Here is a 21,870-nt window from a genome sequence, read left to right as displayed (position 1 = left end):
CTGCAAAGGTGGAATGAGGTGTCTGAATCCAGAGAGGCCGAGGAACCGGCTTTGCCGGGCCTCAGGCATCGCCCCTGAGGGGTGACGCGCCGGAGGCGCGGCGCGCGGGGCGCTTCATGCCAGCCAGCGCTTTCTGCGCTTGTAGCTTTTCACGTCCTTGAACGATTTGCGCTCGCCGCCGCCCATGCCGAGGTAGAACTCCTTCACGTCCTCGTTGTTGCGCAACTCGCTGGCCACGCCGTCCATCACGATGCGGCCGCTTTCCATGATGTAGCCGTAGTCGGCGTACTTCAGCGCCATGTTGGTGTTCTGCTCGGCCAGCAGGAAGGTGACCTTCTCCTTCTGGTTCAGGTCCTTCACGATCTCGAACACCTCTTCCACGATCTGCGGCGCCAGGCCCATCGAGGGTTCGTCGAGCAGCATCACGCTGGGGTTGGTCATGAGGGCGCGGCCGATGGCGCACATCTGCTGCTCGCCGCCCGAGGTGTAGGCGGCCTGGCTGGTGCGGCGCGTCTTCAGGCGCGGGAAGTAGTTGTAGACCTTCTCCAGGTTGGCCGCGATCTCGGCCTTGCTCTTGCGTGTGTACGAGCCGGTCATGAGGTTTTCTTCGATGGTCAGGTGGGCGAAACAATGCCGCCCCTCCATCACCTGCACCACGCCGCGCTGCACCAGGTCGGCCGGCGACAGGTTCTCGATGCGCTCGCCGCGCAGCTCGATGCTGCCCTTCGTCACCTCGCCGCGTTCGCCCTTGAGCAGGTTGGAGATCGCACGCAGCGTGGTCGTCTTGCCCGCGCCGTTGCCGCCCAGGATCGCGGCGATCTTGCCGTCCGGCACATTGAGCGAAACGCCCTTGAGCACGAGGATGACGTGGTTGTAGATGACCTCGATGCCATTGACGTTGAGGACGATGTTGGGTGTGCTCATGAGGTGATTTCCTTCTGGACCATTTGAAAGGGCAGCGCGCCACCCTTGCAAATGGCGCCGCAGAAGAGGTGCCTCCGGTCGCGTGGCACCGAGGATCCGGCTTTGCCGGTCCTCTGGTGCCGCCCCTTGAGGGGACGCGCGAAGCGCGGTGGGGTGTTCCTCGTTCTGCGGCGGGGGTGCTTAACTCTGGCAGTCCGCCGGCGTGCGGGCCGTCAGCTTCTTCTCGGCGGCGTACTTGGCGGCGGTGGCGCGGACCATCGGGCGGATGATCTGCTGGTCGGCCTCGATCCAGTCCGAGGTGAAGTTCCACTTGGTGCCGTCCCAGGTGTGGATGCGCGCCGCACCGGCACCGACGTGGTCGGCGCAAGAGGTGCTGATCGGGCCGCGCAGCACGCCCTTGAAGCCCAGTGCGTCGAGCTTGGCCTGCGTCAGGTTCAGGTTTTCCAGGCCCCAGCGCACCTGCTCACCCGTCATGACCTTGCCCTTGCCGAAGCGCTCCTGCGCGGCACGGATGCCTTCGATGCCCACCGCGGCGCTGACCACGCCACGCAGGTACAGCGTTTCACCGACCTCGTCGCGCGGGCCGGTGCCCTGGCCCTTGTCGTGCAGCTTGGCGAGGATTTCCTTGATCACCGGCGCGTTCTTGTCGGTGCCGTGCTGCAGCGTGACGCCGTTGTAGCCCTTGGCACCCTGGCCCACGTCCCGCACGTCAGGCTCGGCACTGGACCACCACACGCCGTACATCTTCTCGCGCGGGTAGCCAGTGGCTTGCGCTTCCTTCAGCGCGGTGGAGTTCATCACGCCCCAGCCCCAGAGCAGGGTGTAGTCCGGACGCGCCTGGCGGATCTGCAGCCAGGTGGCTTTCTGCTCCACGCCGGGTGCGGCCACCGGCAGCAGCTGCAGGTCGAAGCCGTGCATCTTGCTGCGCTCCTGCAGCAGCGGGATCGGTTCCTTGCCGAACGGCGAGTCGTGGTACACGAGGGCGATCTTCTTGCCCTTGAGCTTGTCCAGGCCGCCTTCCTTCTGCGCGATGGCCTGCACGATCACGTCGGCCGCCACCCAGTAGGTGCCCAGCAGCGGGAAGTTCCATTTGAAGATGGTGCCGTCCGCGCTCTCGCTGCGGCCGTAGCCGGTGGTGATCAGCGGAATCTTGTCGACCGCGGCCTTCTCGGTCAGCGCGAAGGTCGCGCCCGTGGCCCAGGGGTGGATCAGCGTGGCGCCGCCGTTCTTGCCCTTGAGGCGTTCGTAGCACTCCACGCTGCGCGCGGTGTCGTACATGGTTTCGCACTCTTCCACCAGCAGCTTGACGCCGTTGATGCCACCGCGTTCGTTCACCAGCTTGTAGTAGTCGACGATGCCGTTGGCGGTGGGCGTGCCGTTGGGGGCATAGGCGCCGGTGCGGTACGACAGCACCGGCAGGTATTGCTCCTTGGCCTGGGCCAGGGCGGCCGTGCTGACCAGCGAGGCAGAGCCCGCGATGGCCACGGTGGCGGCGACGACGATCTTGCGAATTTTCATACTTGTCTCCATCTCGTTAAAAGGTTGAAACACACTCACTCGGTAAACGCGCAAACACCTCGGAAAACAGGGCACTTGCGAACACCTTCCCCGTTCAGTGCGGGAAGGGCCACAGGCGCAGCTTCTGTTTTCCAATGGACCACAGCCGCGCCAGGCCGTGCGGTTCGACGATCAGGAACCACACGATCAACCCACCGAAGATCATCAGCTCGGCATGCGAGACCGCGGTGGTGGAGATGGAGAAGCCGAACAGCCCGGCCACGAGGGGCAGGAGCTGGCTCAGCGCAATGGGCAGCACCACGATGAAGGCGGCGCCGAAGAAGCTGCCCATGATGGAGCCGAGGCCGCCGATGATCACCATGAAGAGCAGGCGGAAGGAGTAGTCCACCGAGAACGCCGAGGGCTCCCAGGCGCCGAGGTAGATGAAGGCCCAGAGCGCGCCGGCCACGCCGATGATGAAGCTGCTGACCGCGAAGGCGCTGAGCTTGGCGTACATCGGGCGGATGCCGATCACGGCGGCGGCCACGTCCATGTCGCGGATCGCCATCCACTCGCGGCCGATGGCGCTGCGCACCAGGTTCTTGGCCAGCAGCGCGATCACTGCGAGCACGGCGAGACAGAACAGGTACTTGCTGGCCGCGCTCTCCAGCGGCATGCCGAACACCTGCAGGTTGGACACCGCCACCGAGCCCGAGGGCGTGTCCAGCGTGAACCACTTGATGCGCAGGAACATCCAGTCGGCGAAGAACTGCGCGGCCAGCGTGGCCACCGCGAGGTACAGGCCACGCACGCGCAGGCTCGGCAGCCCGAACAGGATGCCGAAGAAGGTGGCGCACAGGCCGCCCAGGATGAGCGCCGGAATCAGCGGCATGCCGGGCACGCGCACGAAGAAGTTGTAGGCCCCGTAGGCGCCCACCGCCATGAAGGCACCCGAGCCCAGGCTGATCTGGCCGCAGTAGCCCACCAGGATGTTCACCCCCACCGCCGCGAGCGAGAAGATGAGGAAGGGAATCAGGATGGCGCGCATCAGGTAGTCGCTGGCCAGCATCGGCACCGCGATGAAGGCGAGGGCGATGAGCGCGAGGATGAACCAGCGGTCTTGCGCGATCGGGAAGATCTGCTGGTCGGCACGGTAGGTGGTCTTGAACTGACCGTTTTCTCTGTAGAACATGTGTCAGTTCCTCACACGCGATCGATGATCTTCTCGCCGAACAGACCTTGCGGGCGGAAGAGAAGGAAAACAAGCGCCAGCACGTAGGCGAACCAGATCTCGATGCCGCCGCCCACGAAGGGGCCGAGGTAGACCTCGGAGAGCTTCTCGCCCACGCCGATGATCAGGCCGCCGATGATGGCGCCCGGCACCGAGGTGAGCCCGCCCAGGATCACCACCGGCAGCGCGCGCAGCGCCACCGTGGTCAGCGAGAACTGCACACCCAGCTTGGAACCCCAGATCATCCCGGCCACCAGCGCCACGAGGCCGGCCACGCACCACACGATGACCCAGATGCGGTTGAGCGGGATGCCGATGGACTGCGCCGCCTGGTGGTCGTCGGCCACCGCGCGCAGCGCCCGGCCGGTGGCGGTCTTCTGGAAGAACAGGCTCAGCGCGATCACCATGGCGGCAGCGATGGCGGCGGCGATGATGTCTTCCTGGTTCAGCAGCAGACCGCCCTGGAACACCGAGTCCAGCACGAAGACCGGGTCTTTCGGCATGCCGATGTCGATCTTGTAGATGTTGCTGCCGAAGATGGACTGGCCCAGGCCGTCGATGAAGTAGGTGATGCCCAGCGTGGCCATCAGCAGCGTGGCCGCTTCCTGGTTGACCAGGTGGCGCAGCACCAGCCGTTCGATCAGCCAGGCCATGACGAACATCAGCAGGCCCGCCAGCACGAAGGCAACCCCGTTGGCAAACCACAGGTTGCTGATGCCGGTCCATTGCGGAATCCACTCGGAGAAACGGGCCATCGCCAGGGCCGCGAACAGCACCATCGCGCCCTGCGCGAAGTTGAAGACGCCGGAGGCCTTGAAGATCAGCACGAAGCCCAGGGCCACGAGCGAATACAGCATGCCCACCATGAGGCCGCCGAAAAGAGTCTCTAGAAAAAATGCCATGTCGTGTGCCTCTGGCGGTCAGTGGGAAGTGCCGAGGTAGGCGCTGATCACCTCCTCGTTGTTGCGCACCTCGTCCGGGGTGCCGTCGCCGATCTTCTTGCCGTAGTCGAGCACCACCACGCGGTCGGAGATGTCCATCACCACGCCCATGTCGTGCTCGATCAGCACGATGGTGGTGCCGAACTCGTCGTTCACGTCGAGGATGAAGCGGCTCATGTCCTGCTTCTCTTCCAGGTTCATGCCGGCCATGGGCTCGTCCAGCAGCAGCACCTTGGGCTCCATCGCCAGCGCACGGCCCAGGTCCACCCGTTTTTGCAGGCCGTAGGGCAGCTGCCCCACGGGTGTCTTGCGGTGCGCCTGGATTTCGAGGAAGTCGATGATGTGTTCGACGAACTCGCGGTGCGCCTCTTCTTCCTTCTGCGCGCCACCGATGCCGAAGGGGTTGCGGATCGCCTGCATGAACAGGTTGCTTTTGATGCGCAGGTTGCGCCCGGTCATGATGTTGTCGATCACGCTCATGCCCTTGAACAGCGCCAGGTTCTGGAAGGTGCGCGCGATGCCCATCTCGGCCACCTGGCGGCTGTTCATGTGCTTGAAGGTCTGCCCCCGGAAGCTGATCGAGCCGTCCTGCGGCTGGTACACGCCGTTGATGCAGTTGAGCATGGAGCTCTTGCCGGCGCCGTTGGGGCCGATGATGGCGCGCACCTCGTGCTCGCGCACGTCGAAGCTGATGTCGGTGAGCGCCTTCACGCCGCCGAAGCGCAGGCTGATGTTCCTGACGTCGAGCACGACGTCGCCGATTTTTTTGCTTGTCATGCGGCGGCCTTCACGGGCGAGAACACTTTGGCGTCCGCGATCTTCAGCGTGGCGCTGACCGACCCGGTACGACCGTCCTCGAATTTCACCTGGGTTTCAATGTGTTGTTCGGTCTTGCCGGCGTACAGCGCGTCAACCAGCACCGCGTACTTCTCGGCGATGAAGCCGCGGCGCACCTTGTTGGTCCGCGTGAGCTCACCGTCGTCGGCGTCCAGCTCCTTGTGCAGCACCAGGAAGCGGCTGATCTGGCTGCCCGCGAGCAGTTCGTCGCGGCTGAGGTCGGCGTTGACCTTCTCCACGCACTCGCGGATCAGCTCGTACACCTCCGGCTTCTGCGCCAGGTCGGTGTAGCCGGCGTAGGGCAGGTTGCGCCGCTCGGCCCAGTTGCCCACGGCGTCGAAGTCGATGTTGAGCATCACGCAGACCCGCTCGCGCTGGTCGCCGTAGGCCACGGCTTCCTTGATGTACGAGAAGAACTTGAGCTTGTTCTCCACGTACTTGGGCGCGAACATGGCGCCGTCGTGCACACCCCCTTTGACGCGGCCGACGTCCTTCACGCGGTCGATGATCTTCAGGTGCCCGTTGGCGTCGATGAAGCCGGCGTCGCTGGTGTGGTACCAGCCGTCGGCGGTCAGCACCTCGGCGGTGGCGGCCTCGTTCTTGTAGTAGCCCTTGAGCAGGCCGGGCGACTTCACCAGGATCTCGCCGGTTTCGCTGAGCTTGATTTCCACGCCTTCGCAGGGCACGCCCACGGTGTCGGCGCGCGCCTGGTTGTCGGGCTGCAGGCAGACGAACACCGCGGTCTCGGTGGAGCCGTAGAGCTGCTTGAGGTTGATGCCGATGGAGCGGTAGAAGCTGAACAGGTCGGGCCCGATGGCCTCGCCGGCGGTGTAGGCCACACGCACACGGCTCATGCCGAGGTTGTTGCGCAGCGGGCCATACACCAGCCAGTCGCCCAGGCGGTACTTGATGCTGTCGATCAGGCCGATGGATTTGCCGTCCATGCGGTCCGGCCCCACGCGGCGCGCCAGCGCCATGCAGGCCTGGAACATCTTGCGCTTGACCGCACCGGCGTCTTCCATGCGGATCATCACGCTGGTGAGCAGGCCCTCGAACACGCGGGGCGGGGCGAAGTAGTAAGTCGGCCCAACCTCCTTCAGGTCGATGGTGACGGTGGACGCCGACTCGGGGCAATTGACCACATAGCCGGCCGCGAGCCACTGCGCATACGAGAAGATGTTCTGCCCGATCCAGGCCGGTGGCAGGTAGGCCAGCACCTCGTCGGCGGGGGTGAGCTTGTCGAACGCAGCGCCCACCGAGGCGCGGTTGATCAGCGAGCGGTGGGTGTGCACCACGCCCTTGGGGTTGCCGGTGGTGCCGCTGGTGAAGAACATGGCGGCCACGTCGTCGGCCTGGCCGCGCTCGACCTGCTCGCGAAACAGCCCGGGCTGGGCCTGCGCGAGGGCGCGGCCGGCGTCGATCAGCGTGGCCATGGCGCTCAGGCCCGGCTGGTTGTAGTTGCGCAGGCCACGCGGGTCGTCGTAATAGATCTGGCTGAGCTGCGGGCACTGCTCGCGGATCTCCAGCATCTTGTCGACCTGCTCCTGGTCTTCCACCACGCAGATGCGCACCTCGGCGTTGTTGATCGGGAAGACGCACTCGGCGGCCACCGCATCCTGGTACAGCGGGATCGGAATCGCACCCAGCGATTGCGCCGCCAGCATGGTGGCGTAGAGGCGCGGCCGGTTGGCACCGATCACCACCAGGTGCTCGCCGCGCTGCAAGCCCGCCTGGTGCAGCCCGCAAGCCAGGGACTCGACCAGATCGGCCATGCCGGCCCAGCTGGTGGTCTGCCAGATGCCGTACTCCTTCTCGCGCATCGCGGCGCCGTCCGGAAGGCTTTGCGCGTGGCCCAGCAAGAGCCGGGGGAACGTGGTCGTCATGCGTGTCTCCTGAGGCCGGCCCGAGGGGGGCCGGTGCCCGGACCGCCCCGCTGGGCGTGTCCCGTTCTTGTGCGCATGGTAGGTCTTCGTTTGACGTTATGTTGTCGGTTCGACGACAATTCCGGGTCATCCCTCCTAGGACTTTCCCCTAGCCCTGTTCCCATGCAACTCCCCAAAATCTCCCGCCCCGGCACCGTTCTGCGCGAGCGAAAGCGCGCGCCCACCGAGGCCGAGCTGGCCGAAATTCCCTGGCTGCAAAGCCTCACGCCGCCCGAGCGCGAGCGCGCCGTGGCCGCGCTGGTGGTGGGTGACGCCGAAGCCGGCGACCACATCTGCCGCTTCGGCCGCCCGGTCACCTACTGGTTCGGCCTGGTCGATGGCCTGCTCAAGATGAGCAACGACGATTCGCAGGGCCCGGTGATCACCTTCACCGGCGTGGCGCCCGGCGGCTGGTTCGGTGAAGGCACGGTGCTCAAGCACGAGCAGTACCGCTACAACATCACGGCGCTGCGCAAGAGCCGCGTGGCCGGCCTGCCGGTGGAAACCTTCGACTGGTTGCTCGACCACTCCATCGGCTTCAACCGTTTCGTGATGCACCAGCTCAACGAACGCCTGGGCCAGTTCATCGCCGCGCGCGAAATCGACCGCCTCAACAACCCCGACCTGCGCGTGGCGCGCAACCTGGCCGCGCTGTTCCACCCGCTGCTCTCGCCCAACGTGGGCGGTGTGCTGCGCATCACCCAGCAGGAACTGGCCTACCTGGTGGGCTTGTCGCGCCAGCGCGTCAACCAGGCGCTGACGACCTTGTCCGCCAAGGGCTGGATCCGCGTCGACTACGGCGGCTTGCGGGTGCTGAACCTGGTGGCGCTGCGCTCGGGCGTGCTGGACGACGGGGTGCCGTAACGGTGTGTTTCCCGGGCTGCGCACGCGGCGTGCCGCGCTACGATGGCGCGGCGTGGAAATTTCAGCCGGCAGCGTTCGGCGTTCTTCAGGGAGGACGATATGGCAAAGCCAACGTTCACTGCGGCCTGGACGGCTTCGCAGCAGATCTACAGCGCGAGTGATTCCGCCAGGAAGGTGGCCGATGTGGTCGGCGGGCGAGTCGCCGAGAACATCAACGACAAGACGAGTCCGTGGCGGAACACCTGCGCGGTTCGCATGAGCTACATCCTCAACAAATCCGGACTCAGCATTCCGCCGATGCCGGAGACGAGAAAGGGTGGCGATGGACAGAACTACTTCTTCCGCGTCAGGGACCTGGTCGCATTTCTGAAGCGGGCCTGGGGTGCACCGGAGGTGGTCGCCTATCCACCCGGCGGTGGCGGTGCGCTGGCCGGAAAGTCCGGGCTGATCCTGTTTGAAATCCAGGGCTGGAGCGACGCGAGTGGCCACGCCACCTTGTTCAATGGGTCCTCGTGTTACGACCATTGCTACTTCAACGAACCGGGCGTGAACTACCGAACTGCCAAAGCGAACTTCTGGGAACTGAAGAAATGAAGGCATCGGGCCAGTTCATCGTTGCCATGCTCGGGTTCGTGATCGCCGGTGCGGCTGTGGCCGCCGATGCCGTGACGGCGGTGCAGCGGACCAATGCCGAAAACTTCAAGGACCGTGCACTCGGTGTGTGCCTGTCGACCGCTTATGAGGGATCGCCCGCCGGGCTGGACGCGCGCACGACGAGCAGCGTCTTCCTCGATTGGACTTACTACGATTTCGAGAAGGCGAACCCAGCCGTCGAACGCCTCGCAGAAGCCTACTTGCGGCGCGACTACGCCAACCCCGTGGAAGGGTATGCGGGCGCGGAGTTCAAGCTGCTCAAATGCCTCGACATGCGCCACAGCAAGGAGCTGGACGGGCTGATGCGCCAGCACGTGCCCCATCCCGCCTGGGTGGGTGACCGGCCCGCGAAGCGGCGCGCAGAAAAGCGCTGATCGGCGCCGATGGCCGGCGTTCATGCCTGCGCGCATGAGAAGCCGTCCACGAAGGGCCGCCCCCGGCCGATGCGTGCGCACGCCATGCAAACAATGGCTTGCCGGCGCACCTTATCTGGGATGATCGCCCCATGACTACCGACAAACCACGCACCCTCAAACTGGACCCCGGTGCCGCCAAGAAGAAGGTCGACCCCTTCGCGCCGCGCCGCGCCCCGGTGCGCCCACCCGGCCCGGCACGCGCCAAGAGCGTGTCTGCCTCGGCCCCCAAACCACCCCGCGAGCCCGCGCCGGGCTACGGCGCCCCACGCGGCCGAGCCGACGCCCGCCCCGACGGCGAACGCTTCGAGCGCAACGAACAACGGCCCCGCCCGGGCATGGACCGGCCGCGCAGCGGGCCCGCTGGTGCGCCACGTGGCGACGAACGCGGCTGGGGCGACCGCCCGGCGCCGCGCCGTGACGGGCCTGCGCCCTACGGAGCCGCCGAACGCGCACCACGCGGCCCGGCCAATGCGCCGCGACCGCCCCGCCCGCCGCAGGCGCACCGGCCCGATCTGGCGCGCGTGGGCAACGTGCGCGGCGAGATCCGGCTCAACAAACGCATGGCCGACCTCGGCCTGTGCTCGCGCCGCGAGGCCGACGAATGGATCGCGCGCGGCTGGGTGCTGGTCAACGGCGAGCCGGCGGTGATGGGCATGCCCGTGCCGCCCGACGCCCAGGTGGAGGTGGCGCCGCAGGCGCGCCACCAGCAGGCCGGGCAGGTCACCATCCTGCTGCACAAGCCGGTGGGTTATGTGAGCGGCCAGCCCGAAGACGGCCACGAAGCGGCCGCCACGCTGATCGGCGCGCCCAGCCAGTGGCGTGGTGACGCCAAGACGCCCGGCGGCGGCCGCCGCTTCGCGCCCGAGCACACACGCGGCCTGGCGCCGGCCGGCCGGCTCGACATCGACTCCACCGGCCTGCTGGTGCTGACGCAGGACGGCCGCGTCGCGCGCACCCTGATCGGTGAGAGCAGCGGCGTCGACAAGGAGTACCTGGTGCGCGTGCACTTCGCGCCGAACGGGCCGCAAGGCGCCGGCCTGGTGACACAGGACGTGCAGGCGGTGTTTCCGCCGAAGCAACTGGCCTTGCTGCGCCACGGCCTGAGCCTGGACGACCAGCCCTTGCGGCCGGCGCAGGTGGATTGGCAGAACCCCGAACAGCTGCGCTTCGTGCTCACCGAGGGCAAGAAGCGCCAGATCCGCCGCATGTGCGAACAGGTGGGCCTGCACGTGGTGGGCCTCAAGCGCATCCGTATCGGCAAGGTGCTGCTGGGCAACTTGCCGGTGGGGCAGTGGCGCTTCCTGGGTGCGGACGAAAGCTTCTGAGAGCCTGACAAGCCCCTGCTGTCATCCCCCACCGAAGGGGGCTGAGCGTCCACAATGGCCCATGAGCCCGACGCCCACCCCCTCTCCCCCCGACCGCGACGCGCTGCTGCGCCACGTGCGCCCCGCCGACCTGCGGGCCGTGCTGAGCCTGGCGGCACAGGCCACGAACGGCGTGATCGACATCACCGAGAGCGTGCACCAGTCGGTGCGCGACCGCCTCGGCCTGGCCGCGGGCGCGCAGGCCGACCGCACGGGGGGCCTGACCGGCCAGGTCTACCGCGGCATCCGTGGCGTCACCCAGCTGGTGGGCCATGGCGTGGACGGTGCGCTGGCCGCGTTGCTGCCGCTGGTGGACGACCCGGCGCGCCACCCCGAAGCTTCCGCAGGGCGCGAGGCGGTGCTGGCCGCCCTCAACGGCGTGCTGGGCGACCGCCTGCTCGCCACGCACAACCCGCTGGCCCAGGCCATGGTGCTGCGGTACCGCGGCCGCAACCTGTCGCTGGAGCGTGGGCCGGACCTGCAGCAACAACTGGCGCAGGCCACGCCGCACCTGCTGGTGCTGGTGCACGGCCTGTGCATGAACGACACGCAGTGGCGCCACAACGGCCACGACCACGGTGACGTGCTGGCGCTGGCGCTCGGCGCCACGCCGGTGTACCTGCGCTACAACAGCGGCCTGCACATCGCCGCCAACGGCCGCGAGTTCGCGCGCCAGCTCGAATGGCTGGCCAGCCAGTGGCCGGTGCCGCTCGAGTCCATTACCGTCGTCGGCCACAGCATGGGCGGGCTGGTGGCGCGTGCGGCTTGCGAGGTCGGGCAGCGTGCCGGCCATGGCTGGCGCGCCCGCCTGAAGCACCTGGTGTTCCTCGGCACGCCGCACCACGGCGCACCGCTGGAGCGTGCCGGCCACGGGGTGGACGTGCTGCTGGCGGGCACGCCCTTCACCGCGCCCTTCGTGCGCCTGGGCCAGTTGCGCAGCGCCGGCATCACCGACCTGCGCCATGGCGTGGTGCGCGACGCCGCGCCCACCACCAGTCCGGCGGGTGAGCCCCCGGCGGCCGGCGCGGGTTTTGTCGATCCGCGTGAACCCTTGCCGTTGCCCGAGGGCGTGGCCTGTTTCACCGTGGCCGCCACGCTGGCGCCGCAGCGCGGCCTGCTGGCGGAACGGCTCATCGGTGACGGCCTGGTGCCGCTGCGCAGCGCCCTGGGCGAACACGACGACCCGCGGCACCGCCTGGTGTTTGCGCGCGGCAGCCAGCGCACGGTGTACCGCACCGGCCACCTGGGCCTGCTGTCCAGCCCGGTGGTGGCGCAACAGCTGCTGCAATGGCTGGCGCCGGCACCGGCCACCGCCACGGTGGACTGAGCGGGTGCCACTCCGGCGCGGATCGGGCGCTGCACTGGCAGGTCTGCCGTCTTGAAATTTCGCTACCGGCCCATAATTCGGCCTCTCTTCGTGCGCACGCCCTGCCGGGCGCGCGTGTCCACCGATCTCTGCCCGCGATTCCCATGAGCAAACAAACCCTGTCGTTCCAGGCCGAAGTGGCCCAACTGTTGCACCTGGTCACGCACTCCCTGTACTCCAACCCCGATATTTTTCTGCGCGAACTGGTGTCCAACGCCTCGGACGCGTGCGACAAGCTGCGCTTCGAAGCGCTGAACAACAGCGCGCTGTTCGAAGACGCGCCCAACCTGGAAGTGCGCGTGGCCTTCGACCGCGAGGCGCGCACCATCAGCATCACCGACAACGGCATCGGCATGAGCGCGCAGGAGGCGATCGACCACCTCGGCACCATCGCCAAGAGCGGCACCAAGGACTTCATGGGCCGCCTGAGCGGCGACCAGAAGCAGGACGCGCAACTCATCGGCCAGTTCGGCGTCGGTTTCTACTCCGGCTTCATCGTGGCCGACAAGATCACTGTCGAATCGCGCCGCGCCGGCCTGTCGGCGGCCGAGGGCGTGCGCTGGACCAGCGGCGGCACGGGCGACTTCGAGGTGGAAACCATCGACCGCCCCGCGCGTGGCACCAGCGTCATCCTGCACCTGCGCGACGACGCCAGCGACTACCTCGACCGCTGGAAGCTCAAGTCCATCATCGCCAAATACTCGGACCACATCAGCCTGCCCATCCTGATGCAGAAGGAAGAGTGGGACGCCGAGAAGAGCGAGCAGGTGCTGCTGGACGAGTGGGAGGCGGTGAACTCCGCCAATGCGCTGTGGGCGCGCCCCAAGAAGGACGTGAGCGACGAGCAGTACGCCGAGTTCTACAAGAACCTGAGCTACGACACCGAGGCGCCACTGGCCTGGAGCCACAACCGCGTGGAGGGCAGCACCGAGTACACGCAGCTGCTCTACATCCCGAGCAAGGCGCCGCAAGACCTCTGGAACCGCGACCGCAAGGCCGGCATCAAGCTGTACGTGAAGCGCGTCTTCATCATGGACGAGGCCGAGGCCCTGATGCCGTCTTACCTGCGCTGGGTCAAGGGTGTGGTGGATTCGGCCGACCTGCCGCTCAACGTGAGCCGCGAGCTGCTGCAGGAAAGCCGCGACGTGAAGGCCATCCGCGAAGGCAATACGCGCCGTGTGTTGTCCATGCTGGACGACCTGGCGAAAAAGGACAAGGCACCCGCGGCCAGCGAAGGTGCCGACGGTGTGACCGACGTGGTGTCGGCCGAAGACAAGGCCGAGGCCGAGAAGAGCGCCGGCCAGTACACCAAGTTCTACGCCGAGTTCGGTGCCGTGCTCAAGGAAGGCCTGGGCGAGGACTTCGCCAACCGCGACAAGATCGCCAAGCTGCTGCGCTTTGCCAGCACCCAGGGCACTGAACTCACCGCGCTGGCCGACTACAAGGCGCGCATGAAGGAAGGCCAGGCCGCGATCTACTACATCACCGCCGACAACCGCGCCGCCGCGCAGCACAGCCCGCAACTGGAGGTGTTCCGCAAGAAGGGCATCGAGGTGCTGCTGATGACCGACCGCGTGGACGAGTGGGCGCTGTCCTTCCTCAACGAGTTCGACGGCACGCCGCTGCAGAGCGTGGCCAAGGGCGCGGTGGACCTGGGTTCGCTGCAGGACGAAGAAGAGAAGAAGGCCGCCGAAGCCGCCGCCGAAACCTTCAAGCCGGTGCTGGAACGCCTGAAGGAAAGCCTGAAGGACAAGGCCAAGGACGTGCGCGTCACCTCGCGCCTGGTGGACTCGCCGGCCTGCCTGGTGGTGGAAGACGGCGACCTCTCCACCCAGCTGGCCCGCATGCTCAAGCAGGCCGGCCAGCCCGCGCCCGAGGTGCGGCCGATCCTGGAGGTGAACGCCGGCCACGCGCTGGTGCAGAAGCTGGAGGGCAGCGCGCATTTCGACGACCTGGCGCACATCCTGTTCGACCAGGCGCTGCTGGCCGAAGGCGGTTTGCCGGACGATCCGGCGGCCTACGTGAAGCGCGTCAACGCACTTCTGGTGTGAGCATGTCTTCGGGGCTCCGAGAGCTGTCTTGCGGCTTGACTACACTCGGCGGCTGGGGAGCCTTTCAAGGGCGCCGGCACCGCACCAGCGTCTTCATCTGATCAATCGGTCACACCGTGTACCTACAGCGTCCATTCGATCACGTCGTTACGTTTCGCAATAGCCAGGGGGACAGCGCGCGCGGGACCTTGACCAGTCTTCAACGCCGCTCGCTGGTGATGGAGATCTACAACCCGTACTCCATCGTCCAGGTGAGTGAGGTGCTCAACGAACTGACCATCCGGTCGGGCGACCGCAGCATCTACAAGGGCAAGGCGGTGGTCGTCAGTCTGCTCAACACGGGGCTGATGGCGGTGATCTCCGTCGCGCTGATCGACGAATGGTCCGATCTCAACGCCATTCGCGGTGACGTGGACCAGGTGCGCGACGAAGCCATGCGCTTCGTGGCCGATTGGGAATCGCGCTTCAAGATCCGGCAGAGCTACCAGGTGACCATCAGCGAGTTCCGGGCCTTTCTGTCCGAGACGGCGCGCTGGATCGATCAGGCCGACATGGTCGACTCGTTGCCCCGGCAGCCGGATGGCCGGCTCACCGACGACGTGTTCAACGCCATCGCCGAGCCGCTCATGATCAAGGGCAAGGAGTTCCTCATCCGCCTGGAGGACGAGGCCTCCAGGCTGCCGGAGGAAGATGCATTGCTGCATCGGGTCTACGCGCAGACGGCGCTGCATCCGCTGGTCTTGCGTGCGCCCTTCGTGTACCGCACCTTCGCCAAGCCGCTCGGGTACGCCGGTGACTACGAGATGGTGAACCAGATTCTGGGGGATCCGCGCCAGGGCAGCAGCACCTACATCCAGCTGGTGAATGCGATGTTCCTGCGTGCGGCGGTCGCCGTGGCCCACCGCAACCGCATCGACATCCTGGTCGACTTTCTCAAGAAGGCCGTGGCGACCGCGGAGCGCGAGAACCGCACGGTGCGCATTCTCAACATCGGCTGCGGACCGGGTGTCGAGATTCAGCGCCTGGTGGCCTCGGGCCTGGACCTTTCGCGTTTGCGCTTCACCCTGGTCGACTTCAGCCTTGAAACGCTGAACTACACACGCCAGAAAATCGCTGAAGCCGCGCAGGCGCACAACACGTCGGTGAATGTCGAATTCGTGCAGGAGTCGGTGCACGAGCTGCTCAAACGGGCGACACGGGACAACGCACCCGCCGATGGTGAGGGTTTCGACACCATCTACTGCGCGGGCCTGTTCGATTACCTCTCCGACAAGGTCTGTGCCCGCCTGATCCGCTACTTCCTCTCGCGCAGCAACCCGGGCGCACAGATGCTGGTGACCAACGTGCACTCGGACAACCCTGAGCGTTTCGGCATGGAGCATTTGCTGGAATGGCATCTGATCTACCGCAACGAAGAGCAGATGCTGTCGGTGCTGGAGGAGGTGAATGCCCCGGTGACCTTGTATACGGACTCCACCGGTGTCAACATCTTTGCGGAATTGACGGTCAACGCGAACCTGAGGGCGATGGCACTTGAAAAGGGCTGAACGGCCAAGCTCGCCGTACGAGCAGCAACTGTCGGACTTTCGCCTGACGTACAGCAAGGCGGGATGCATCACGTCGATCGTGCTGGTGCTGGCTGGCATCGGGCTCGACTACTTCTCCTACCCGGACCGCTTGCTGGAGTTCACCCTGCTGCGCCTGTTGGTGGTGGTGCTCACGCTGGGCGTGCTTCGTCTGCTCTTCACGCCATTCGGCCGGCGTCATGTGCGCCCGCTCACCATGTTCTGGTTGATGCTGCCGCAGATCATGATCGCCTTCATGATCTACGACACCGACGGGGTGAACTCGATCTATTTCGTCGGACTGCACCTGGCGCTCTACGCGGTCGGCATCATTCTGCCGATCACCTTCCTGGAAGGCGGCAGCTTCGGCTTGCTGACCCTGATCCTGTACGTGGTGGCCTGCCTGCTGCACGACGGCGAACTGCAGGACAACTCGCGGCTGGTCACGAACTCGCTGTTCATCCTGTTCTCTGCCGCCGCCAGCACGGTGTGCACCTGGTTCAACGAAAAGGCCCGCCTGCGCCTGTTCCAGCTGCAGCACGAAGTGTCCGAGAAAAACGCCTCGCTGCGCGACATCAACAACACCTTGGCCGAAGTCAAGGGCCAACTGCTGCAGCGTGAGAAGATGGCAGCCATCGGGACTTTGTCCGCCGGTCTGTTGCACGAACTCAACAACCCTGTGAACTACAGCCTGATGGCGGTGAACATGGGATTGACGTGCAAAAGCGTGGAGGGTGATTCGATGCTCAAGGAAAGTCTCATGGATGCCCGTGAAGGCATGCAGCGCATCCAGAACATCGTGTCCGATCTCAAGACCTTCGCCTACCAGAAGCCCGGACAGGACAGCCAGCGCCCGTTCTTGCTCGAAAACGCGGTGCGGTCGGCAGTGCGTCTGGCCGGGTTCGAACTCAAGGGCGTCGAGATGGTGGTCGATCTGCCCCAGGACACCCATGTGCTGGGCGACGAGCCGGCCATCATCGGCGTGTTGATCAACCTGATGAGCAATGCCGCAAAAGCGGTGCACGCGGCCAAGCGTGAGTTTCCCAAGATCGTGGTGACGGTTGCAGCAGTCGGTGAACGGCTGGGGGTGTCGGTGCGCGACAACGGCACAGGCATCGAACCCGACAACCTGAGCCGCGTGTTCGAACCCTTCTTCACCACCCGTGACGTGGGCGCCGGCCTGGGCCTGGGCCTGAGCGTGAGCTACGGCATCGTGCAGCGCCACGGCGGTGTGCTGGCGGTGGAGAGCGAGCCCGGCAGCTGGACCGAGTTCACCTTTGATTTGCCGAGGCCCGCATGACATCCGCTGAGTCCGGTGCAACGCACGGCGCCCTTGGCGCCCATGCGATCCTGATGGTGGACGACGAGCCGCAGGCCTGCAAATGGTTTGCGCGCCTGTATGGCGACGAGTTCGTGGTGCTGACGGCGGGTGGTGTGGCCGAGGCGCTGGCCCTGCTGGCGCAACGCAGCCATGAAATTGCGGTGCTGCTGACCGACTACGCCATGCCGCAGCGCGACGGCGTGGCGCTGCTCAGCGAAGCGCGGCAGCTGTATCCCCACATCTCGCGCCTGCTGGTGTCGGCCTATGCCGACAAGGACGTGGCCATGTCGGCGGTCAACCGCGGGCATGTCGAGAAGATCCTGGAGAAGCCGCTGGACGAAGCGCTGACGCGCCAGGCCTTGCGCGAAGCCCTCATGTCGGCCCAGGAGCGGGCGCGTGAGCGCGCTCTGCTGGAGCGCCGCGCGGCCACCCTGCGCGAGACCCTCGGTTTTCTGGCGCACGAGGTCACCACGCCGCTGGCCACGGTGCGCGGCTATCTGTCGGCCATGCGCGACCGCCACCGCGACAACCCCGAGAGCGACAGCGGCTTCGCGCAGATAGAACAGCAGCACCCGGGCGACGTGTTGCAGATGATCGAAGCGGCGCAACGGCGTGCCGAGTACGCGCAGTCGCTGGTGTCGACCTTCGTGCAGACCGCGCGCGACGCCTACCACCCCGACAGCGCACCCAGCCTGCGCGCCAGCGAGCTGGTGCAGGCGGTGCACGACGAATACCCGTTCGACCACGACGAGGCCCGGTGGCTCTCCAGCGACCTGGGGGCCGACTTCGTGCTGCCCGGCCGCCGCGACCTGCTGTACCTGGTGCTCTGCACGCTGGTGAAGAACGCCACCCTGGCCCTTCGCGCCAGCCCGCCCGAACGCCCCGGTGTGTACATCCTGCTCGGCCAGGAAGCCCCCGCGCCCGGGCTGGCGGTGCAACCCGTCATTCACGTGCGCGACAACGGGCCGGGCATTGCGCCCGAAGTGCTCAGTCGCCTCACCTTCGAACCCACCACCACCCGTGCCGACAGCGGCGGCAGCGGCATGGGGCTGCTGTTCTGCCGGCGCGTGATGACCTCGTTGGGAGGGGCCGTCGTGGTGCGTTCCGAAGTCGGGAATGGCGCCACCGTCTCCCTGTATTTCCCGTCTGCCCAATAATCCCGAGAAACCTGTCTGGAGCCTGCGTGAAGCCCGTGAAAATTTTGTATGTCGATGACGAGGCGATGGCGCTGAAGTACTTCGAGCGTCTGGTGAGTCCGATGGCGCCCGTGTTGACCGCGGGGTCCGTGGAAGAGGGCAAGGCGGTGCTGGCGGCGCATGGTGCCGAGATCGCGGTGCTGGTGAGTGACCAGCGCATGCCGGGCGCCTACGGCAACGAGCTGCTGCGCCATGCGCGCGAGTACTACCCCGGCATCGTGCGCATGTTGACCACCGCGTATTCGGAAATCGGGGACGCCATCGAAGCCATCAACACCGGCGAGATCTACCGCTACATCAACAAGCCCTGGGAGCTGGAAAGCCTGCGCGCCGATCTGAAGAACGCGCTGGAACTGGCCGAGTTGCGCAGCGAACGCGACGAGCTGATGCGCGACAAGCTGCTGGCGCAACAAAGCCAGCTGCTGGCCAACCGGCTGGCCGGCTTGCTGATGCTGAGCGCTGCGGTGCACAGCGACGGGCACGAGCAGGCGGTGTACCGCTTTGCCCAGGCCGCGCTCGCGGCGGGCTGCAGCGCACCCACCGTGGACTGGCATCGCTGGGACCACGCCGACCTGATGCAGGCCGAGGCGCAGCGCGGCGCGGCCATTGCCGGCCATCTGCGCCACTGGTTGCGCGAGTTCGGGCCGCAACGCGACGGCGCCGGTGCCCTGGCGGTGCTGGCGCAGGCGCTGGGTGCCGAGCTGCAAGGCGACCGGGTGCGCATCGCCGACGGCACCGAGCTCAGCGCGCTGCTGAGCGCGCCCGCTGGCGAAGCACCCACCGCAGGCCAGTGCGCCTGGCTGGCCTGGCTGCTCTGGCAGGGCGGGCTGGTGCAGGTGGACGCGCTTGACGGGGGCTGGATGGTGCACGCCAACGCCGCCGCGCCACTGCGCAGCGACTGGCTGGCCGATGCCATCGAGCGCCTGTCCCAGGCGGCGGGTTGATCGGTCTCTTCCAGGCTGATTGAGGCGGCCCGGCGCAAGCGGACGTAAGCCGGGGCACTTTTTGGCGGCCCAGCGCTCACAATAGAGTCGCAACGGGCTGCAATTGGTCTGCAGGGGCAAACCGCCCACGATCCGCGCGCAACAGGGGACCCACATGAACAACGCCAAAGCCGATTCCACCGTCATCACCTCCCACACCACCGCGGCGCCTGCCCGCTGGCGCAGCCTGACCACCGGGCTGCTGGCCGCGGGCGCACTGGCCCTGGCCGGCTGCGGCTCGGTCGGGGGCGGCGTGGGGGTGGGCATTCCGATCGGCCCGTTCTCCATCGGCGTGGGCCTGGGCACCGGTGGCGTGAGCGCGGGCGTGAGCACCGGCGTCGGCCCGGTGGGCGTGGGGGTCGGCGTGAACCAGAACGGCCAGGTCAGTGCCGGCGCCGGCGTGGGTGTGAGCACGGGGGTGGGCAACAGCAACGCGCGCGTCGGTGTGGGCGTGGGCACCAGCACCGTGATCCACGATCCCGACAAGCGCAACTGACCGCACGCTTGCCCCCGAAGCCTTCCTCGGGAGCACGCAAAAAAGCCCACCCGGCGCGAGCCGGGTGGGCTTTTTGTTGGCTGGCCGGTTTACTTCAGCGTGATGGTCACGTCGATGTTGCCGCGCGTGGCGTTGGAGTACGGGCAGACCTTGTGGGCGGTGTCCACCAGGTCTTGCGCCACGGCGCGGTCCACACCCGGCAGGCTCACGGCCAGGCGCGCGGCGATGCCGAAACCGGCCGGGATCGGGCCGATGTCCACTTCGGCGTCGATGGACGCGTCGGCGGGCACGGCAACCTTCTTCATGCCGGCAACGTGCTTGAGCGCGCCCATGAAGCAGGCGGAGTAACCGGCGGCGAACAGCTGCTCGGGGTTGGTGGCGTTGCCGGCGCCGCCCATGGCCTTGGGTGGGGACAGCTTCACGTCGAGCAGACCGTCGTCGGTGCGCGACGTGCCTTCACGGCCACCGGTGGTGTGGGCGCGGGCGGTGTAGAGAACTTTGTCGAGGGAGGTGGTCATGGCATGGCTCCTGGGGTTGTTCGCTTGCGGGAAGCGGGGGGTGAAAACGGGATGGTGAAGGGACGGGTGAACGGGATCGGTTGAAGGGCTCAGGCGGAGAGGCGGTCGCGCAGGGCTTGCACCTGCCGGGTCAGCGCCATCACCTCGGCCACGTCGCATTGCGTGGCCTGCAGCACGCAGCCGGGGATGCGGGCGGCGCGGGTCTTGAGGCGGCGGCCGGCGGCCGTCAGGCGGATCAGCACACGGCGTTCGTCCTGCACATCGCGCAGGCGCGCCACCAGCTCGGCGCCCTCCAGCCGCTTGAGCAGCGGGGTGAGGGTGCCGGAATCGAGGAACAGGCGCTCGCCGAGTTCGGACACGGTGACGCCATCACGCTCCCACAGCACCAGCATGGCCAGGTACTGCGGGTAGGTCAGGCCGAGCTCTTCCAGCAGCGGCTTGTACAGCTTGGTCATGGCCAGCGAAGCCGAGTACAGCGCGAAACACAGCTGGTGGTCGAGCTGCAGGGCCTGGTCGCTGGAGAGGCGCGGGGTGTTCATGGAGATGAACTGTAGGCGCCATTTAAATTGCACGCAATTGAATTGCGAACAACCATGAGCGCGGCGGGGTTGTCATGGCCACGTCTTGACGGCCCGCCTGGTTACCGTGCACGCCGCGGTGTTCAGGCCATCAGCGGCTGGCCCTGCATCTCTTCGATCTGCTCCACCAGCATGTCGACCTGGCCCTGCCAGTAGTCGCGGCTGCCGAACCAGGGGAAGTTGATCGGGAACGCCGGGTCGTCCCAGCGCCGCGCCACCCACGCGCTGTAGTGGATCAGGCGCAGCGTGCGCAGCGGTTCGATCAGCGCAAGCTCGCGCCGGTCGAAGGGGCGGAACTGTTCGTAGCCGTCGACCAGCGCGCCTAGCTGCTGCATCTGCTGGCGCCGGTCGCCGCTGAGCAGCATCCAGAGGTCCTGCACGGCAGGGCCGGAGCGGGCGTCGTCCAGGTCCACGAAGTGCGGGCCGGCGTCGGGCTGGCCCTCGGGGGTCCAGAGGATGTTGCCGGGGTGGCAGTCGCCGTGCAGGCGCAGGCGCTGGATGCCGTCCGGGTCGGGCGCGGTGCCGGCCTTGAGCACCGGGTGGGCCTCGATCAGTGCCAGGGCCTCTTCGAGCGCAGCCGCCCAGGCGGTGCGCACCTCGGGGGCGATGGCGGCGTGCTCCATCAACCAGTCGCGTGGCTCGTGGGCGAAGCCGGCGGCGTCCAGGGCAGGGCGGTGCACAAAGGGCCGGGCCGTGCCCACGGTGTGGATGCGGGCGAGAAAACGGCCGATCCATTCCAGCACCTCGAAGTTGTCGAGCTCGGGCCGGCGCCCGCCGCGCCGCGGGCTGACCGCGAAGCTGAAGCCGCCGAAGTGGTGCAAGGTCTCGCCGTTCACCCGCAGCGGCGGCACGGCCGGAATCTCGGCCGCCGCCAGTTCTTCGGCGAAGGCATGTTCTTCCAGGATCTGCGCATCGCTCCAGCGGCCCGGCCGGTAGAACTTGGCCACCACCTGGTCCACGCCGTTCTGGGGCGATTCGAGGTGGATCTGGTACACGCGGTTTTCGAAGCTGTTGAGCGCGCTCAGGCGGCCATCGCCCCACAGGCCGATGTGGGCCAGCGCGTCCTGCACCACGTCTGGGGTGAGGGCGCTGTAGGGGTGCGTGCTGTGGTGTTCGGAAGTCATGCACGATTGTCGTCGTTCGCCC

General features: G+C 66.9%; 19 protein-coding genes and 1 pseudogene. 11 read left to right on the top strand and 9 right to left on the bottom strand.

What is annotated here, in order from left to right:
* Positions 1-114: 114 nt before the first annotated feature.
* The 6 genes from HPA01S_RS05825 to HPA01S_RS05800 all read right to left on the bottom strand — a co-directional run bounded on the left by HPA01S_RS05825 (position 115) and on the right by HPA01S_RS05800 (position 7,313).
* Positions 115-924: an ABC transporter ATP-binding protein gene (locus HPA01S_RS05825; protein WP_066267777.1), complete on the bottom strand. Its 810-nt coding sequence runs from the start codon at positions 922-924 to the stop codon at positions 115-117.
* 180 nt (positions 925-1,104) lie between these two features.
* Entirely contained in the window at positions 1,105-2,442 is a 1,338-nt protein-coding gene (locus HPA01S_RS05820) for an ABC transporter substrate-binding protein (RefSeq protein ID WP_066267775.1), read from the bottom strand.
* A gap of 94 nt (positions 2,443-2,536) precedes the next feature.
* Positions 2,537-3,613, bottom strand: a complete 1,077-nt coding sequence (locus tag HPA01S_RS05815) for a branched-chain amino acid ABC transporter permease (protein ID WP_066267772.1) — start codon at positions 3,611-3,613, stop codon at positions 2,537-2,539.
* Between the two features lie 11 nt (positions 3,614-3,624).
* The gene (locus HPA01S_RS05810; protein WP_066267769.1) at positions 3,625-4,554 is read right to left on the bottom strand and encodes a branched-chain amino acid ABC transporter permease; all 930 of its coding nucleotides are present in this window, start codon (positions 4,552-4,554) and stop codon (positions 3,625-3,627) included.
* A gap of 18 nt (positions 4,555-4,572) precedes the next feature.
* Positions 4,573-5,370, bottom strand: coding sequence for an ABC transporter ATP-binding protein (locus HPA01S_RS05805; RefSeq protein ID WP_066267765.1), 798 nt, complete (start codon positions 5,368-5,370; stop codon positions 4,573-4,575).
* Positions 5,367-7,313, bottom strand: a complete 1,947-nt coding sequence (locus HPA01S_RS05800) for an AMP-binding protein (protein WP_066267763.1) — start codon at positions 7,311-7,313, stop codon at positions 5,367-5,369. Before HPA01S_RS05800 ends, HPA01S_RS05805 begins: the two co-directional genes overlap by 4 nt.
* Before the next feature lie 162 nt (positions 7,314-7,475).
* Here HPA01S_RS05800 and HPA01S_RS05795 point away from each other — a divergent pair, with 162 nt between their 5' ends.
* The 11 genes and pseudogenes from HPA01S_RS05795 to HPA01S_RS23700 form a co-directional block, all read left to right on the top strand.
* Complete coding sequence (locus tag HPA01S_RS05795) at positions 7,476-8,216, top strand: Crp/Fnr family transcriptional regulator (protein ID WP_066267761.1); 741 nt, start codon at positions 7,476-7,478, stop codon at positions 8,214-8,216.
* A gap of 99 nt (positions 8,217-8,315) precedes the next feature.
* On the top strand, positions 8,316-8,810 hold the full coding sequence (locus HPA01S_RS05790; protein WP_066267968.1) for a type VI secretion system amidase effector protein Tae4: 495 nt from the start codon (positions 8,316-8,318) through the stop codon (positions 8,808-8,810).
* Entirely contained in the window at positions 8,807-9,244 is a 438-nt protein-coding gene (locus HPA01S_RS05785; RefSeq protein ID WP_066267757.1) for a T6SS amidase immunity protein Tai4 family protein, read from the top strand. Before HPA01S_RS05790 ends, HPA01S_RS05785 begins: the two co-directional genes overlap by 4 nt.
* Before the next feature lie 131 nt (positions 9,245-9,375).
* The gene (locus HPA01S_RS23800) at positions 9,376-10,611 is read left to right on the top strand and encodes a pseudouridine synthase (protein WP_084360492.1); all 1,236 of its coding nucleotides are present in this window, start codon (positions 9,376-9,378) and stop codon (positions 10,609-10,611) included.
* Between the two features lie 61 nt (positions 10,612-10,672).
* A complete protein-coding gene (locus tag HPA01S_RS05775) occupies positions 10,673-11,977 on the top strand; it encodes an esterase/lipase family protein (protein ID WP_066267755.1) in 1,305 nt (434 codons plus the stop codon).
* A 143-nt stretch (positions 11,978-12,120) separates the two neighbouring features.
* A complete protein-coding gene (gene htpG, locus HPA01S_RS05770; RefSeq protein ID WP_066267754.1) occupies positions 12,121-14,067 on the top strand; it encodes a molecular chaperone HtpG in 1,947 nt (648 codons plus the stop codon).
* 116 nt (positions 14,068-14,183) lie between these two features.
* Complete coding sequence (locus HPA01S_RS05765) at positions 14,184-15,614, top strand: class I SAM-dependent methyltransferase (RefSeq protein ID WP_066267752.1); 1,431 nt, start codon at positions 14,184-14,186, stop codon at positions 15,612-15,614.
* A complete protein-coding gene (locus HPA01S_RS05760; RefSeq protein WP_066267749.1) occupies positions 15,601-16,932 on the top strand; it encodes a sensor histidine kinase in 1,332 nt (443 codons plus the stop codon). Before HPA01S_RS05765 ends, HPA01S_RS05760 begins: the two co-directional genes overlap by 14 nt.
* Entirely contained in the window at positions 16,929-18,110 is a 1,182-nt protein-coding gene (locus tag HPA01S_RS05755; RefSeq protein WP_066267747.1) for a hybrid sensor histidine kinase/response regulator, read from the top strand. The genes HPA01S_RS05760 and HPA01S_RS05755 overlap by 4 nt, the downstream gene beginning before the upstream one ends.
* A gap of 35 nt (positions 18,111-18,145) precedes the next feature.
* Positions 18,146-19,093 (top strand): response regulator, encoded by a 948-nt coding sequence (locus tag HPA01S_RS05750; RefSeq protein WP_157084910.1) that lies wholly within the window; start codon positions 18,146-18,148, stop codon positions 19,091-19,093.
* Between the two features lie 209 nt (positions 19,094-19,302).
* Positions 19,303-19,619: pseudogene (locus HPA01S_RS23700) on the top strand (hypothetical protein); the annotation flags it as partial.
* A 98-nt stretch (positions 19,620-19,717) separates the two neighbouring features.
* Here the strand turns inward: HPA01S_RS23700 and HPA01S_RS05740 are convergent.
* From HPA01S_RS05740 to HPA01S_RS05730, 3 genes are all read right to left on the bottom strand, one after another.
* The gene (locus HPA01S_RS05740) at positions 19,718-20,146 is read right to left on the bottom strand and encodes an organic hydroperoxide resistance protein (protein ID WP_066267741.1); all 429 of its coding nucleotides are present in this window, start codon (positions 20,144-20,146) and stop codon (positions 19,718-19,720) included.
* An 89-nt stretch (positions 20,147-20,235) separates the two neighbouring features.
* A complete protein-coding gene (locus HPA01S_RS05735; protein ID WP_066267736.1) occupies positions 20,236-20,685 on the bottom strand; it encodes a MarR family winged helix-turn-helix transcriptional regulator in 450 nt (149 codons plus the stop codon).
* 122 nt (positions 20,686-20,807) lie between these two features.
* A complete protein-coding gene (locus HPA01S_RS05730; protein ID WP_066267734.1) occupies positions 20,808-21,848 on the bottom strand; it encodes a serine/threonine protein kinase in 1,041 nt (346 codons plus the stop codon).
* Positions 21,849-21,870 lie beyond the last annotated feature (22 nt).

It is taken from the genome of Hydrogenophaga palleronii NBRC 102513, from assembly GCF_001571225.1.
GTDB classification, from domain to species: domain Bacteria; phylum Pseudomonadota; class Gammaproteobacteria; order Burkholderiales; family Burkholderiaceae_C; genus Hydrogenophaga; species Hydrogenophaga palleronii.
Note: the sequence above shows the minus strand (reverse complement) of the source record. Positions and strands in the feature narration are given on the sequence as shown.